Annotated in this window: 11 protein-coding genes; 2 read left to right on the top strand and 9 right to left on the bottom strand. The window is 66.2% G+C overall.

Annotated features, from left to right (window positions below; translation table 11 throughout):
• Positions 1 to 79 precede the first annotated feature (79 nt).
• From QZ271_RS02460 to QZ271_RS02435, 6 genes are all read right to left on the bottom strand, one after another.
• Entirely contained in the window at positions 80 to 1,375 is a 1,296-nt protein-coding gene (locus tag QZ271_RS02460) for a DUF4139 domain-containing protein (protein WP_291428645.1), read from the bottom strand.
• Between the two features lie 129 nt (positions 1,376 to 1,504).
• Positions 1,505 to 2,518, bottom strand: a complete 1,014-nt coding sequence (locus tag QZ271_RS02455; protein WP_291428644.1) for an ABC transporter ATP-binding protein — start codon at positions 2,516 to 2,518, stop codon at positions 1,505 to 1,507.
• On the bottom strand, positions 2,515 to 3,558 hold the full coding sequence (locus tag QZ271_RS02450) for an ABC transporter ATP-binding protein (protein ID WP_291428643.1): 1,044 nt from the start codon (positions 3,556 to 3,558) through the stop codon (positions 2,515 to 2,517). The genes QZ271_RS02455 and QZ271_RS02450 overlap by 4 nt, the downstream gene beginning before the upstream one ends.
• Before the next feature lie 118 nt (positions 3,559 to 3,676).
• The gene (locus QZ271_RS02445) at positions 3,677 to 4,810 is read right to left on the bottom strand and encodes an ABC transporter permease (protein WP_291428641.1); all 1,134 of its coding nucleotides are present in this window, start codon (positions 4,808 to 4,810) and stop codon (positions 3,677 to 3,679) included.
• A 5-nt stretch (positions 4,811 to 4,815) separates the two neighbouring features.
• Positions 4,816 to 5,799, bottom strand: a complete 984-nt coding sequence (locus QZ271_RS02440; RefSeq protein ID WP_291428640.1) for an ABC transporter permease — start codon at positions 5,797 to 5,799, stop codon at positions 4,816 to 4,818.
• A gap of 87 nt (positions 5,800 to 5,886) precedes the next feature.
• Positions 5,887 to 7,653, bottom strand: a complete 1,767-nt coding sequence (locus QZ271_RS02435; RefSeq protein ID WP_291428639.1) for an ABC transporter substrate-binding protein — start codon at positions 7,651 to 7,653, stop codon at positions 5,887 to 5,889.
• A 291-nt stretch (positions 7,654 to 7,944) separates the two neighbouring features.
• Here QZ271_RS02435 and QZ271_RS02430 point away from each other — a divergent pair, with 291 nt between their 5' ends.
• A complete protein-coding gene (locus tag QZ271_RS02430) occupies positions 7,945 to 8,316 on the top strand; it encodes a hypothetical protein (protein ID WP_291428637.1) in 372 nt (123 codons plus the stop codon).
• 186 nt (positions 8,317 to 8,502) lie between these two features.
• Here the strand turns inward: QZ271_RS02430 and secG are convergent, their stop codons facing one another.
• Both secG and QZ271_RS02420 read right to left on the bottom strand, forming a co-directional pair.
• Positions 8,503 to 8,727: a preprotein translocase subunit SecG gene (secG, locus tag QZ271_RS02425; RefSeq protein WP_291428635.1), complete on the bottom strand. Its 225-nt coding sequence runs from the start codon at positions 8,725 to 8,727 to the stop codon at positions 8,503 to 8,505.
• A gap of 231 nt (positions 8,728 to 8,958) precedes the next feature.
• Complete coding sequence (locus QZ271_RS02420; protein ID WP_291428633.1) at positions 8,959 to 9,543, bottom strand: metal-binding protein; 585 nt, start codon at positions 9,541 to 9,543, stop codon at positions 8,959 to 8,961.
• A gap of 537 nt (positions 9,544 to 10,080) precedes the next feature.
• Here QZ271_RS02420 and QZ271_RS02415 point away from each other — a divergent pair.
• Positions 10,081 to 12,255: a S8 family serine peptidase gene (locus QZ271_RS02415; RefSeq protein WP_291428631.1), complete on the top strand. Its 2,175-nt coding sequence runs from the start codon at positions 10,081 to 10,083 to the stop codon at positions 12,253 to 12,255.
• Between the two features lie 202 nt (positions 12,256 to 12,457).
• On the opposite strand, the gene QZ271_RS02410 is transcribed toward QZ271_RS02415, so the two are convergent.
• Entirely contained in the window at positions 12,458 to 13,477 is a 1,020-nt protein-coding gene (locus QZ271_RS02410; protein WP_291428629.1) for an MDR family oxidoreductase, read from the bottom strand.
• Between the last annotated feature and the right edge of the window lie 354 nt (positions 13,478 to 13,831).

Raw genomic sequence — 13,831 nt, 5'->3', positions numbered from 1 at the left:
TGGGGTCGGGGGCTGGGGGGTGGGGCAAATGAATCGGGCCTACCAGGAACAACTGGAAGACCCGAATCGTGCTGAAGCCTCAGCTGTTGTCGATGACCACCGTGAAGGTCCGGCTGACCTTGCCGTTGGCGGGGACATCTACGCGGAGGTTCGCGGCGCCCTGGTTCTTCATGGGGGCGCCCGTGTCGATGGTGATGATGCGCCCGCCGATACGTTCGGTGATCTCGGCGCGCACGGCGCGGTCCTTGCTGCTTTCAAAGGCGTACGTGACGCGGTAGGTGGTCTTGGTGACGTTGCCCTTGGCGTCCTTGACCTGCGCGGTCTGGGCGGCGCTGCGGGTGTACTCGATGTCGGGGTCGTCGCCCAGCGAGAACTCGATGGTGCCGCCTTTGCGGGTGTCGGGCAGGGTGGTCTGGCCGACGAGGCGGCCATCTTCGCGCACCGTGAGCGGGCCGGCGGGCACGCGCTGGTCGGCTTCCAGGCGGTAGGAGCGGTTCAGGGTGCCGGTGCGGGTGTCGGCGCTGAAGTAGGTCTCCAGCCCGGCGTAGCGTTCGAATCGGCTGAGTTTGGGTGTCAGGAACGGTAGGGTGATGACGGAGTTGGCGGGCAGCGTGAAGGGCGTGGTGAGGTCGTAGCGGGTCAGGCCGCGCAGTTCGCCCTGGCTCTGGATCTTGGGGACGGGGGCGGCGGTGGCGGGCACGGCGCGCATGACCATCTCGGCGGCGAAACCGGCTTCGGCCTGCGGGTTGGCCTCTACGGTCACGTCTCCGGCGTACAGTTCGGTGTTCCGCACGTCGTAGGCGAGTTCGGTGCTGTTGCGCAGGTCGGCCAGGGCGGTCAGGTTCGCTCCGGCGCTACTGGCGTTCAGGGTGTAGCGGGGGCTCCAGGTGACGGCGCGGGTCAAGTACGTCAGGGTGCCGGTTCCGGCGCGGGGCAGGGTGTAGGTCAGGGTCTGGCTGGGGCTCTGGGGGTTCAGGGGGGGCGCGGCGCTGAAGGACAGGTCCTCGAAGCGCACATTGAAGAACCGGCCCTGGGCGTCCTTCACGAGCAGGTCGCGGGCGCGAACGAGCGTGACGGGTTCGGTACTCTCGCTCCGGCGCAGGTACACTGTCTGGCCTTCCAGGCCGCTCAGCCAGTTGCTCTGGAGGGTCTGGGTGGCGCTGGTGAACGGCAGTCCTTCCAGGTCGAGGCTGCCGGGCAGCACGCTTTCCCAGGCGGTCTGGGGCAGGGTGACGTTCAGGCTGGTGCCGGTGGCCGTGACGGGCTGGCGGACCTCGGTGAAGCTGGGGTAGATGCGCAGGTCGGTGGCTCCGGCGGTGCCGAGGGCAAGGGCGGCAGCGAGGACGGGCAGGACAGCCGGGAACAGGTTGGTCATACCAACATCGTGACCCGGCCCGCATGATGAGATGTGAGAGCAGGAGTCAGAACAGGAACACAAAAACCCGCCTTCCCGGTGGGGTCGGCGGGCTGTCCAGACGGTGAGGACAGGTACAGGGTGCAGGGCTTACAGGATGTCGTCGCGGATGCAGGCCTTGAAGTGACCGGGGATGATTTCACGCAGTTCCGGGACGATGTTCGCGCAGTCGGCAATCGCGTAGCGGCAGCGCGTGCGGAACACGCAGCCCGACGGCGGGTTGATCGGGCTGGGAATGTCGCCTTCCAGGATGATGCGCTGGCGTTTGATGGTCGGGTCCGGCACGGGCGCCGCCGACAAGAGCGCCTCGGTGTACGGGTGCTTGGGGCTGGTGTTCAACTGGCGGCTGGGCGCGATCTCCATGATGCGGCCCAGGTACATCACGATGATCCGGTCGCAGATGTACTCCACGACGGCCAGGTCGTGCGCGATGAACAGCACGGTCAGGCCCAGTTCTTCCTGCAGGTCCTGAAGCAGATTCACGACCTGCGCCTGGATGGACACGTCGAGCGCGGAGACGGGCTCGTCAGCCACGATGAACGCCGGGTCCACCGCGAGCGCGCGTGCAATCCCGATACGCTGGCGCTGCCCCCCCGAGAACTCGTGCGGGTAGCGGCGCATGTGTTCGGGGCGCAGCCCGACCTTCTGCAGCAGCTCCGCGATGCGGTCGATGCGCCCTTTGCCGGGGTGCAGGTTATGGATCTGCATGGCCTCGCCGATGATGTCACTGACCGTCATGCGGGGGTTCAGGCTCGCGAAGGGATCCTGGAAGATGATCTGCATCTCGCGGCGGTAGTCACGCATCTGCCCCTTGGACAGCCGGGTGATGTCGGTGCCGTTGAACAGCACCTGCCCGCCGGTCGGTTCGATCAGGCGCAGGATGGCGCGCCCGGCGGTGGTCTTGCCGGAACCCGACTCGCCCACCAGACCGACGACCTCGCCGCGCCCGATGCGGAACGAGATGTCGTTGACGGCCTTGACGTTTCCGACCACCCGCGACAGCAGGCCGCCGCGAATGGGGAAGTACTTTTCGAGGTTGTTGACTTCCAGCAGCGTGTCGCCCGTGGCGGGCATGGCGCGGCGGTTGTGGGTCGTGGCGGTCATGCGTTCACCCCGGACTGCACCTGTTCGAATTCGCGCCAGCGGATGCAGCGCGCCATGTGGCCCCGGCCGGTGTCCTCAAGGGCCGGAACGGCCTTGGAGCAGTCGGGCACGGCGAACTTGCAGCGCGGCTCGAAGGCGCAGCCGCTCGGCAGGTTCAGCGGGTTGGGTACGTTGCCGGGAATGGCTTCCAGGCGGCCCTTGGGCTGGCCGGGTTCGTGCGCCTCGCCGGGACGGGGAATGGAGTTCAGCAGGCCCATGGTGTACGGGTGCCGGGGCGCCTTGAAGATCTCGATAACGTCGCCTTCCTCGACCACGCGGCCGCCGTACATCACCACAACGCGGTCGGCCATCTCGGCCACCACGCCCAGGTTGTGCGTGATGAACAGGATGCTCATGCCCACGTCCTGCTGCAACTTGCGCATCAGGTCCAGAATCTGCGCCTGGATGGTCACGTCGAGCGCGGTGGTGGGCTCATCGGCGATCAGCAGGGCCGGCTTGCAGGACAGGGCCATGGCGATCATGACGCGCTGACGCATCCCGCCGGACATCTGGTGCGGGTACTCGTTCACGCGTTTCTCGGGGGCGGGAATGCCCACGAAGCGCAGCATGTCGGTGGCGACGCTCATGGCCTCTTTCTTGTTCTTGCCCTGGTGCAGCATGACCGCCTCGGCGATCTGGTCACCGACGGTGTAAACCGGGTTGAGGCTGGTCATGGGTTCCTGGAAGATCATGCTGATGTCGTTGCCGCGAATCTTGCGCATCTCGGCTTCGCTCATGTTCACGATGTCCTTCTGCACGCCGTCCTTGCCGGTGAACAGAATCTCGCCTTCCGCGATGCGGCCGGGCGGCGTGGGAATCAGGCGCATGACGGACAGGCTGGTCACGCTCTTGCCGGAGCCGGATTCGCCCACGACAGCGAGCGTCTCGCCTTTATTGATGTGGAACGTCACGCCGTCCACGCTCTTGACGACGCCGTCGTCGGTATTGAAGTACGTCTTGAGACCGTTGACGGCCAGTAGGACTTCACCCTGATGGGTCATGGTTCCTCCGATGTAAACACGTAGCGCATCATACAACCGTTCCGTCACGCTGGGTCGGGGCTGATGGGTGGGTGCGGCCAGGGAATCTGGCCGCACGGGGCGGCGCGCCTGCGGGGGGTCAGGAACGTTTTCTGGGGTCGAAGGCGTCGCGCAGCCCGTCACCGAGCAGCTGGAAGCACATGACGGTGAACACGATGAAGAAACCGGGGATCAGCACCCAGGGGCGGGTGTTCAGGCTGCTCAGGCCGCCGTCCTGCGCCTGCTTGAGCAGGCTGCCCCACGAGGCGTAGGGTTCCACCGCGCCGATCCCCAGGAAACTCAGGCCGGACTCGGTGAGGATGGTGGCGGGAATGGCGAGCGAGGTGGTCACGATGACGTAGGTGGTCATGGTGGGGAGCATGTGCCGGATCATGATGCGGTTGTCGCTGGCGCCCAGGGCCCGGGCGGCCGACACGAAGTCCTGTTCACGCACGCTGAGCAGCTGACCACGCGTGACGCGGGCCAAGCCACCCCAGTTGATGAACGCCAGGATGCCCAGAATCACGTACAGCGCCAGGATGGGGTTGATTTCCTTGGGGAACACCGAGCGCAGCAGGATCAGCAGGAACAGCGTGGGAATGGAGGCCAGCACCTCGACGAGGCGCATGATGACCGTGTCCACGAACCCGCCGAAGTACGCGGCCATGGCGCCCATGAACAGGCCGATCAGGGTGCTGATCAGCACGGCGGCCACGCCGATGGTCAGGCTGATCTGCGAGGCGTACAGGGTGCGGCTGAGCAGGTCGCGGCCCAGGTCCTCGCCGCCCATCAGGTACACCTTGCAGTCGGGTTGCCCGGTGCCGAACAGGTGCAGGTTACCGGGAATCAGACCCAGGATCCGGTAGCTATCGCCGCGCACGCCGAAGTAGATGGGGCACTTCTCGGCGCTGGGCTTGAACTCGTTCACGAAGGTATCCATGTTCAGCTGCTGGGTGTACTTGAACACGAAGGGCCGGCCGAACGCACCGGTTTCCGGGTCGCGCAGGCCGATGGGCGTGGGCGGGTGGAAGCGGGTAATGTTACTGGTCGAGTAGTTCGACAGGCCGTCCGGAGCCAGGAACGGCGCGAAGATCGCCATCAGGTAGAGCAGGATGATCATCGTCCCGCCGACCTGCGCGAGGCGGTTCTTGCGGAACTGCCCCCACGCGACGGACAGCTGGGACTGCGAGCGGACCGGAGCCTTGACGGGAGTGGAGGTGGGAACGGTGGTCACACGGGTCACCCGACCTTGATGCGCGGGTCGACGACCGCGAGGAGAATGTCGCTCAGGGCGTTGCCGATGACCAGCAGGACGGTGCCCAGCACCGTGAATCCGGCGATCAGGTACAGGTCCTGGGTGTTGATGGCGTCGAGGATCATGGGCGTGATGCCGGGATACGCGAACACGACCTCGGTCAGGCCGGCGCCGCTGATGGCGGCCGGCAGCAGGCCGCCGATGCCGGCCACGATGGGCAGGATGGCGTTGCGGAAGGTGTGCTTCCAGATGGCGGTGCGTTCGCTGACGCCCTTGGCGCGCGCGGTACGGATGTAGTCCGAGCGCATGACTTCCAGCATCAGGCCGCGGATGACGCGGGTCAGGCCAGCGGCATCACTGATCGCCAGGACCAGCGCGGGAATCAGCAGGTGCTTGAGCACGTCCCAGACCTTCTCCAGCGGGGCCATGGCGTCGAAGCCGTTACTGGTCATGCCGTTGATGGGAATGTCCCAGCCGGTCGCGTTACGGACCTGCAGGATGAAGTAGATGACGATCAGGGCCAGGAAGAAGCTGGGGAAGCCCAGCAGGAAGTACAGGACCACGTTCACGGCCTTGTCGCCCAGCGAGTTCTGACGCACGGCGCCGTACACACCCAGCGGAATGGCGATGGCGTAGAAAAAGATCAGGTTTAGCAGGACCAGCCACAGCGAGTTCAGGACGCGGGGAATGGCGACATCAAGCACGGGCTGCTGGTACTGGAAGGACAGTCCGAAGTCCCGGTTGAAGATCATGTTCTTCATCCACAGCAGGTACTGCTCGATGGGGTGCCGGTCCAGGCCGAAGTTGCGTTCCAGTGAGGCAATCTGCTCGGGGCTGATGTTCGGGTTGAGCTTGGCGGGAGTCAGGAAGTCGCCGGGGGCCAGCTGAATCACGAAGAAGATCAGCAGGCTGGCCAGGAACAGGGTGGGAATGGACTGCACTACGCGGCGTAGCAGGAATGGGATCATGCGGGTACTCCGTGGGCGTCATGGGCGTGGGGGGCAGTCCGCGCGGGCGGACCACCCCCCGTGGGAGCAGAGAAGCGGCTCTGGGGCTTACTTGATGAAGGTCAGGGCGTTGAAGCGGTGACCGTAGTAGGCGTTCATCATGTTGGCCGTGAACTCGCCGCCCAGACGCTCGTTGTACGCCACGTGGTAGTTGCCGCCCACGAGGTAGATGACGGGCTGCAGTTCGCCCTCGACCTTCATGAGCTGACCGCCGATGGCGCGGCGCTTGGCGTCGTTTAGTTCGGCATCACCCTGGTAGTACAGCTTGGTCATCAGCTGTTCCTGGCTGGTGGCGCACTTGCCGTCGGTGGGATTGTTGTAGGAGTGCAGATTGGTACCGCAGGGCACGACGTTCTGGCCGAAGCTCCAGATGTTGTCGCCGCCGCTCAGGCCCAGCAGGATGGCATCGAAGGGACGGTTCTCGCCCTTTGCGGTCAGCTGGCTGACCAGCGTGTTGAAGTCGATGGGGGTGAAGTTGACCTTCATGCCGACCTTCTTGGCCTCGTCGGCGAAGATGCGGCCGAGCTGCTCGCGGACGGTGTTGCCGGCGTTGGTGCTCAGGTTGAATTCCAGGACCTTGCCGGCCTTGTCGACCAGGAAGCCCTGGGCGTTCTTCTTGGTGTACCCGAGCTGACCGAGCAGTTTGGTGGCCTCGGCGAGGTTGTACTTGTAGGTGGGCGCGCCGGCGGACAGTCCCGCGTCGATCTGCTGCTTGAAGATCGGGTAGGTGCTGAAGTACGTCTCGCTGCCCAGGCCGCCCAGGGCAAGCTGAACCATCGCCTGACGGTTGGCGATGTGGCTCATGGCGCGGCGGAAGCGCACGTCACGGAACAGCTTCTGCTTGGCGGGGTCGCTGGCCTTGTTCCAGTTGAAGGTGATCCACTGGCTGGTCGCCTGGGGGCTCACGTTGGCCTTCAGGAAGGCCTTCAGGCTGCCGCCGTCGATGGCCTTCTTGGTCTGGGCCAGGTCGTCGGCGTTGCGCATGGGGACCGTATCGATCTGGCCGGCCAGGAAGGCCGCAAGGGCCGCGTTGGCGTCGGCAACGATGCGCACGGACATGTTGTTCAGGTAGGGCAGTTCCTGACCGCGGCTATCCTTGTTCCAGTCGCCCCAGTTGTTGTTCTTCTTGAACACGGCGCGCTCGCCGGCGCGGTAGCTTTCGAGCACCCAGGTGCCGGGGCTGACGATCTGGCTGGGGGGCGTGGCGAGGGTCCACATCTTCTTGATGGCCTCGGCGCCGCCTTCGCGGTAGGCCTTGCCGAACACGTGGTCGGGCCAGGGCGTGTAGGACATCAGGACGAGGGCCTTGGAGCTCGGCTGGGGGAAGTCGAACTGCAGGGTGTAGTTGTCGAGCTTCTTGATCGTGATGGGTTTACCGACCAAGAAGAAGTTGTCGCGGCTGTTGCTGCCGACCTTGTCGTCGGTGTGGATCTTCCAGGTGGTGATCCAGTCGTCGGCGGTGATGGCCTGACCGTCGCTGAACTTCATGCCCTGGCGGATCTTGACCACGAAGCGCTTGTTGTTGTTGCTGACCACGGGCGCGCTGGCAGCCATGTAAGGGATCAGCTCGTCGCTGCGGGGATCCTGGGTGAACAGACCGCTGCCGGACTCCATGCGGTCGGGGATGCTGTCGGCTTCCGCGCTGGTGAAGGGGTTGAAGGTCTTGAAGTCGCTGATCGCGGACAGGCGCAGTTCGCCGCCACGCTTGTTGGCGGTGTTCTGCTCGCCGGTCCAGGCGGCGGGCCAGACGAAGGCGGTCTGTGCGGCGGCGCTACCGACCGTCAGGGCAAGGGCAAGGGTCAGAACTTTCTTCATGGGGCCCTCCGGGTGGTTCTGAAAAACGGCAACGATCCGGCACAGGCCGGTGTCGTTACATTCGGTTGAATGGGTTTCCAACCCGGTCAATATATGGACTGGCACAGTTCAGGTCAAGAAAAGAACAAACCATTAGGCAGTTCTCTCATTCACTTCACCTGAAACAGCTTATCTATCTTACGGTCGCCTGAAAAGAGTGGGCGATGCCTTTCATTTGAAGTAACTGCTCAGCAGGGTAAATTGCTCAGAATCTGAATTCAGCCCTATAAATTGCTAAGAAGCTGCTTTCAAATGACTGAAATTGCCGATATGGGCGAATTGGTTCGTCCAAGGCAGATTTGCAGTAAATATTATGCTCATACAAAACGGGAACAAGCGTTTTTTGCCGTGTTTATCGTGCTGAGCAGTTACCATTTGAAACCCATTTACCCTCCCACCTTCCTGCAACCTGACATGAGGCTGATCAACGCATGCACCGGCATCCGGACAGGACGTGATCCGGACTGCCGCCTGTTTCGTCCACAGCCCCGTGCATCACCGGGTGACCAACGCCACGCCCGGAACCCGGCCTACTCGTGCTTGCAGCCGCTCCGATGGACGGGTCAATCCAACGCCTTCCGGCGGAATTCTGAATTGATTGCAGGCAAAAAAACGCAGAAATAACGTCGGCTTGCACGGGCGTCGGCACCTTTTCCGGTGCCCTGACCCCATGCAGCCCGGTGAGCGATCAGGTCGGTCGAACAGATCCCGGTCCGAATCGTCACCCACCGCGCAGGCCGCAGTACAGGCGCGCGGATGCCAAAAAAACCGGGACACCCGAACGGGCATCCCGGCGAGCGCTGAGGAGTTTCAGCGCGAAACGTACCCGATCAGTAGTGCCAGCAGCATGAAAAATGCGCCCAAGGCACTGGTAATCCGCACCAGACCACCCTCGACCCCCCGGCCGCCCAGCAGTGACCCGCCGGACGCCATGCTGGCCGACAGACCGGCCTGCTTGGGCACCTGCAGCAGCACGAAGAACACCAGCGCCACGCACACCAGTGCGAACAGAATAAGGAACAGGTTCAGAATCATGATTGACCTCCTGAAAGATCCGGGCAGCGCAGCGCCGACACGGGCAGGCAGGCTGAGTGAGAGAAGAATGAGGCGGAACTCCGCTGAGCAGAGGCCGCCAGGGACGGTGCGGGGGCCGCGGGCAGGAACCGGCCAGGCCCTCCCCTGTTCGCGTAGTGTAGCAAAGGGCCCAAGCTACCAGAAGGGATCACGGGGAAGAAACGGCGCCGCTGGTCCGGAGCAGGCGGGCGGTCAGCGGCGGCCGCGTCCGGCGCGGCCTCGCCCTGGCTTGCCGCTCAGGCTGCGGCCCACCCGGCTCAGGTCCGACTGATCCAGTTTGCGGTACCCACGCCTCAGCCCGTGATCAGGCCGCACTCCGTCGGCGATCAGGTGCAACCACTGACTCAGGTAATACCCGAGCGCGAACGGGGCGAGCACGGCCACGTCCAGCGACCCGGACAGCGCCGGGAGGACCAGGGCGGGCATCAGGTACGTCAGGACGCCCACCACCAGTGCCACCATGACCGCCAGGTACGCCAGTCGGGTCAGGGGGCCAAGGATCCAGGTGTGAGACAGGCCCCGGTGACTGAACATCATGCCGTAGGGCACCCACAGAACCCCCAGGATGCCCCAGTGGCGTTTGCTGTCCACGCGGCCCTCCGCGAGATCCAGGTCCGGTGAGAGCAGGAACGTTCCGGCCGCGTACGCCAGCGTGAAATTCAGGGCCTGCACGGAGGTAACACTCACGAGCTCCTGACGCGACGCCACCAGGGTGGCCGCCGCCAGGACGCTGTAAGCCGCGATATTGATGAGGTTATGAACACGTCCACTGGGCACGCGTGCCATTGTGCCACCCGCCGGGCGCGGCGGCCGCGCGTCAGACGGACTGCGGTGGAATGGGACGGATTCCGATTGATTCGGCGTATTTCCGAATCAATCCGAGCGGATGCGAGTGGGAACAGCATACGGATTGGGCGGTATGAAGCCGCAGGCGGCGCCCTTCCGACTGTGGCGCAGTGGAGCGGCAGTCCGTATGAGACAGGAGGCCGTTGGTTTCGTTCCCAACCCGGACGGCGGGCGGGTAACCATCCCTCCCCACTGAACCCGGTTCTTGTCTGCTTGAAAGCTGTTGCCGGGCTTTCAACCGGAGTCCGTGTGGGGCGCAAACACCGTGTCATCCGGGCGGACGCGGGTGGGAACCACGAGGGCTGTCGGCCGTGACGTTGACGCTGGCAGCCCAGTGCTGTGCCAGGTTATAAAACGAAGGGGGGCAGTCAGCACCGGTGCAGCCTGAAGCCCCGTCCAAATGGCCTCATCGGCTCACCCGGCGGGATTCATGTAACGTCAGGTGCCGTCCGTCATGCTGTAAGGCACATGCCCCGCCACCCTGCCTCTGTCCTGCTCGGTCTGCTGACCCTGGCCCTTCTCAGCGGCTGCAACCCGACGCCCGTGACCGACCCGCCGGCGCCGGCCCCCGCGCCTGTTGTCCCGGCCCCTGTCGTCCCCGCGCCGGTTACCCCAGCGCCAACTACGCTGGACGACCGGACGGTCCAGCTAGCGCAGTCCGCCAGTGTCAGCCTGGACGTTCCCTTCAGCGGCACGTGGTCGGCCGTGAGCGTGCCCGCGTGGCTGCGCCTGAGTCGGCAGGCGGGTACCGGCAACGTGGCGCTGACGGTCACAGCCGACCGGTCTCTGGCCACGCCGCTCGCTGCGGATCAGCAGACGCTAAGCGCCCCTGTTACCCTGGCATGGAATTCCGGGACGGACAGCGCCGCCCGCAGCGGCACTGTTACCTGGACTGTCACCGCCACGCAGTACAGCCTGACCGGCCGCGTCACGGCCCCCGCCCAGGTGCAGGGAAACGATACCGGCGTGGCGGCTCCTCCCACCCGGACCGACACCGCGTCGCTGGCCGGGGCGAACGGCGTGATCGTGCGCTACCGGGCCGCCACCGGCACCCTGAGTGCCCAAACGCAGGCCCAGCAGACGCAGGCCCAGCAGGTGCAGGCGCAGTGGCAGACCGTGACCGGGCAGGCCGTCCGTAGCCTGACCAGCGCTGGAATTACCGGGCAGGCCATCCGCCCGCTGAGCAGCCGCAGCGTGGCCGTGCAGGTCGATGATGTGCCCGCCGCCCTGGCCGCCCTGCGCGCAGACCCCAGCGTGGAATCCGTCACGCCGGACGTGATCCTGCGCGCCCAGGCCACTGCCGCACCGGTCACGCCCACCGATCAGTACGCACCGCTGCAATGGGCTTTCCCGCTCACCGGGTACGGCGCGGTGTGGCGCGACATGGAGGGGAGCGCTTACAGCCGCGCCGTGACCGTCGCCGTGATCGACACTGGCGTGCGCTTCGATCACCCGGACCTGAAAGGGCAACTGTGGCGGCCCGGTGAGGGCGCCCTGGACCTGATCACCGAGACCAGCAACGGCGATGGCGACGGCCCCGACACCGACCCCACCGACCCCGCCGTGACCGGCCGCAGCACCGGCAGCCACGGCACGCACGTGGCCGGGATCATCGCCGCCCGCTGGGGCCTTAATGACGCCAGTTGCGCTGCCTGCAGCCTGACTGGCGTGGTCGGCGCGACCCGTAACGCCAACGTGAAGGTCCTGCCCCTGCGCGTGATCGACGCGACCGGCAACGCCACCGAGTCCGACGTGGCCGTCGCCATCCGGTACGCGGCCGGCCTGGCCGTCAGCGTGAACGGTGTCATGACCCGCACCCCGCACGTGGCGCAGGTCATTAACCTCAGCCTCGGAGGGGCCACCAGCGCCGACAGTGCCGCGGAAATGTGCAGAGCCGTGCAGGAGGCCACGGCCGCCGGAAGTCTGGTCATAGCCGCCGCCGGGAACGGGTACGGCACCCTCCCCTACTACCCCGCCGCCTGCCCCGGCGCGGTCGCCGTGGCGAGCGTCACGCTCTCCGGCGGCAGCGCCCCCACCCGCTCGGCGTTCAGTAACACCTACCCGCAGGTGCAGCTCGCCGCGCCCGGCGGGGCCGACCCGTACACCCAGGGCACCTTCAACGGCGGCACCCTGAACGGCCAGGCCTTCCCAGACATGATCCTCTCGACCAGCTGGGACTACCAGAAGAACGAACCCAACTACGAACTGGAAGTCGGCACCAGCCAGGCCAGCCCGCAGGTCGCCGCGCTGGCCGCGCTGCTGCTCTCCAAGGGCGTCACCACCGACGCGGCGGGCACCCTGGCCCGCATGAACGCCACCGCCACCGACCTCGGCGCCGCCGGACGTGACGACCAATTTGGGTACGGCCTGATCAACGCTGCCGCCGCCCTGAACGCCCCGGCCGTCAGCAGCGGCCACGGCCTGAGCCTGCAAGATGCGCGCGGCCAGACCTTCCAGCCCCGCCTGGACGCCCTGGGCCACTTTCAAGCGTGGCTGGGTGACGGCACCTACCGCGCCGTGGCTGGCGAGGACCTGAACGGCAACGGCATCTACGGAGAGAACGGCGAACGCCGCGACGAACGCACCTTCACGCTCTCGGACACGCAGCCCAGCGTGGATCTGGGGGACCTTCAGGCCCGCTGAGCGGAGATGGTCGATGGGCGGTCCCACCTGCGCGGGGCCGCCCATTCTGTCTAGCGTACAGGTGACTCAGACGGACTGCGCTCCACTGCGCCACAGTCGGGAAAGCGCCGCCTGTGGCTCCGTACCGCGAAGTCCGTCTGTTGTTCCTACTCGCGTCCGCTCGGATTGATTCGGACCTGTACCGAATCAACCGGAGTCCGTATCAGCCCGTCACGTCGATCACGGTGCGGCCCCTGATCTGACCGGCGAGAATCTGCCCGGCCAGGTCTGGCACGTCACTCAGGGGGCGCGTGTGCGTGACGGCGGCCAGGGTGCCCTGGTGCAGGTCGCGGGCCAGCCGTGCCCAGGCGGCCTCACGGCGGGCGGCGGGGCAGGTGACACTATCGATGCCCAGCAGGTTCACGCCGCGCAGGATTAACGGGAACACGCTGGCGTTCAGTTCACTGCCGCCCGCCAGTCCACAGACGGCCAGCGAGCCGTGCACGCGGGTCGAGGCGTACGCGCCGGCCAGGGTCGCGCCGCCCACGCTGTCAATGACGCCCGCCCAGCGTTCCTTCTCCAGCGGGCGTTTCAGGGCCGGGAGTTCATCGCGGCCGATGACGCGGCTGGCGCCCAGGCCCAGCAGGTACGCTTCCTCCTGCGGGCGGCCAGTGCTGGCAACCACGGTGTGCCCGGCGGCGGCCAGCAGGGCCACGGCAGTGCTGCCCACGCCGCCCGCCGCGCCGGTCACAAGGACCTCGCCGTCGCCGGGGGTCACGCCGTGCTCCTCGAGCGCCATGACGGCCAGCATGGCGGTGAACCCAGCCGTGCCGACACTCATGGCCCAGTGGGCGTCCGTTCCGGCAGGCTGCGCGACCAGCCAGTCCGCGTTCGCGCGGGCCAGGGTGGCGTACCCGCCGTCCTGCCGCTCGCCGATGCCCCAGCCGGTCAGGATCACGCTCTGCCCCGCCTGCCAGCGGCCCGTGCGGTCCTCCAGGACCGTGCCCGCCAGGTCGATGCCGGGTGTCATGGGGTAAGAGCGCAGCACGCCGGGCTTCCCGGCAACCGCCAGTCCGTCCTTGTAGTTCAGGCTGGAGTGCGTGACCTGCACGGTCACGTCGCCGTCCGGCAGCGCGGTGGTGGGGAGGGTCTGGAGGCTGGCCTGAATGCCGTCCCCCGTCTTCTCGGCGCGCAGGGCGCGGTAGGTGTCAGGCAGGGTGCGGGTCGGGACGTGCTGGGTCATGGGAAAACCTCCGGAAGGGCGCGGGAGAGTGAGCCGGGCGGGGCCGGCGCGTCTGAACATACGGGTGTGGTCCCCTCCAGCGTAGCGCGCGCCGAGGGTGGGTGTGCCGGGCCTGGGTATGCCGCGCCTGGGTGCTTGCGGCTCGCGTTACTCTGGGGCGGACACTTCAGGGCGGGCGGCGGGCGCGTGTGGCCGGGGTGGGTGTGTTACACTCCGCACTGCTATGGAGCCTCCCAGTTCTGGCTCTTCCGACACGCCCGGTGAATTCCGCCTGAGGGCGGCTTTTTGCTGTGAGCGTCCCACCACCGGACACCGACGCACCACCCCTTGCGGGCGTGGGCGGGCAGCACGTGC

The sequence above is a fragment of the Deinococcus sp. genome, from assembly GCF_018260555.1.
Taxonomy (GTDB): domain Bacteria; phylum Deinococcota; class Deinococci; order Deinococcales; family Deinococcaceae; genus Deinococcus.
Note: the sequence above shows the minus strand (reverse complement) of the source record. Positions and strands in the feature narration are given on the sequence as shown.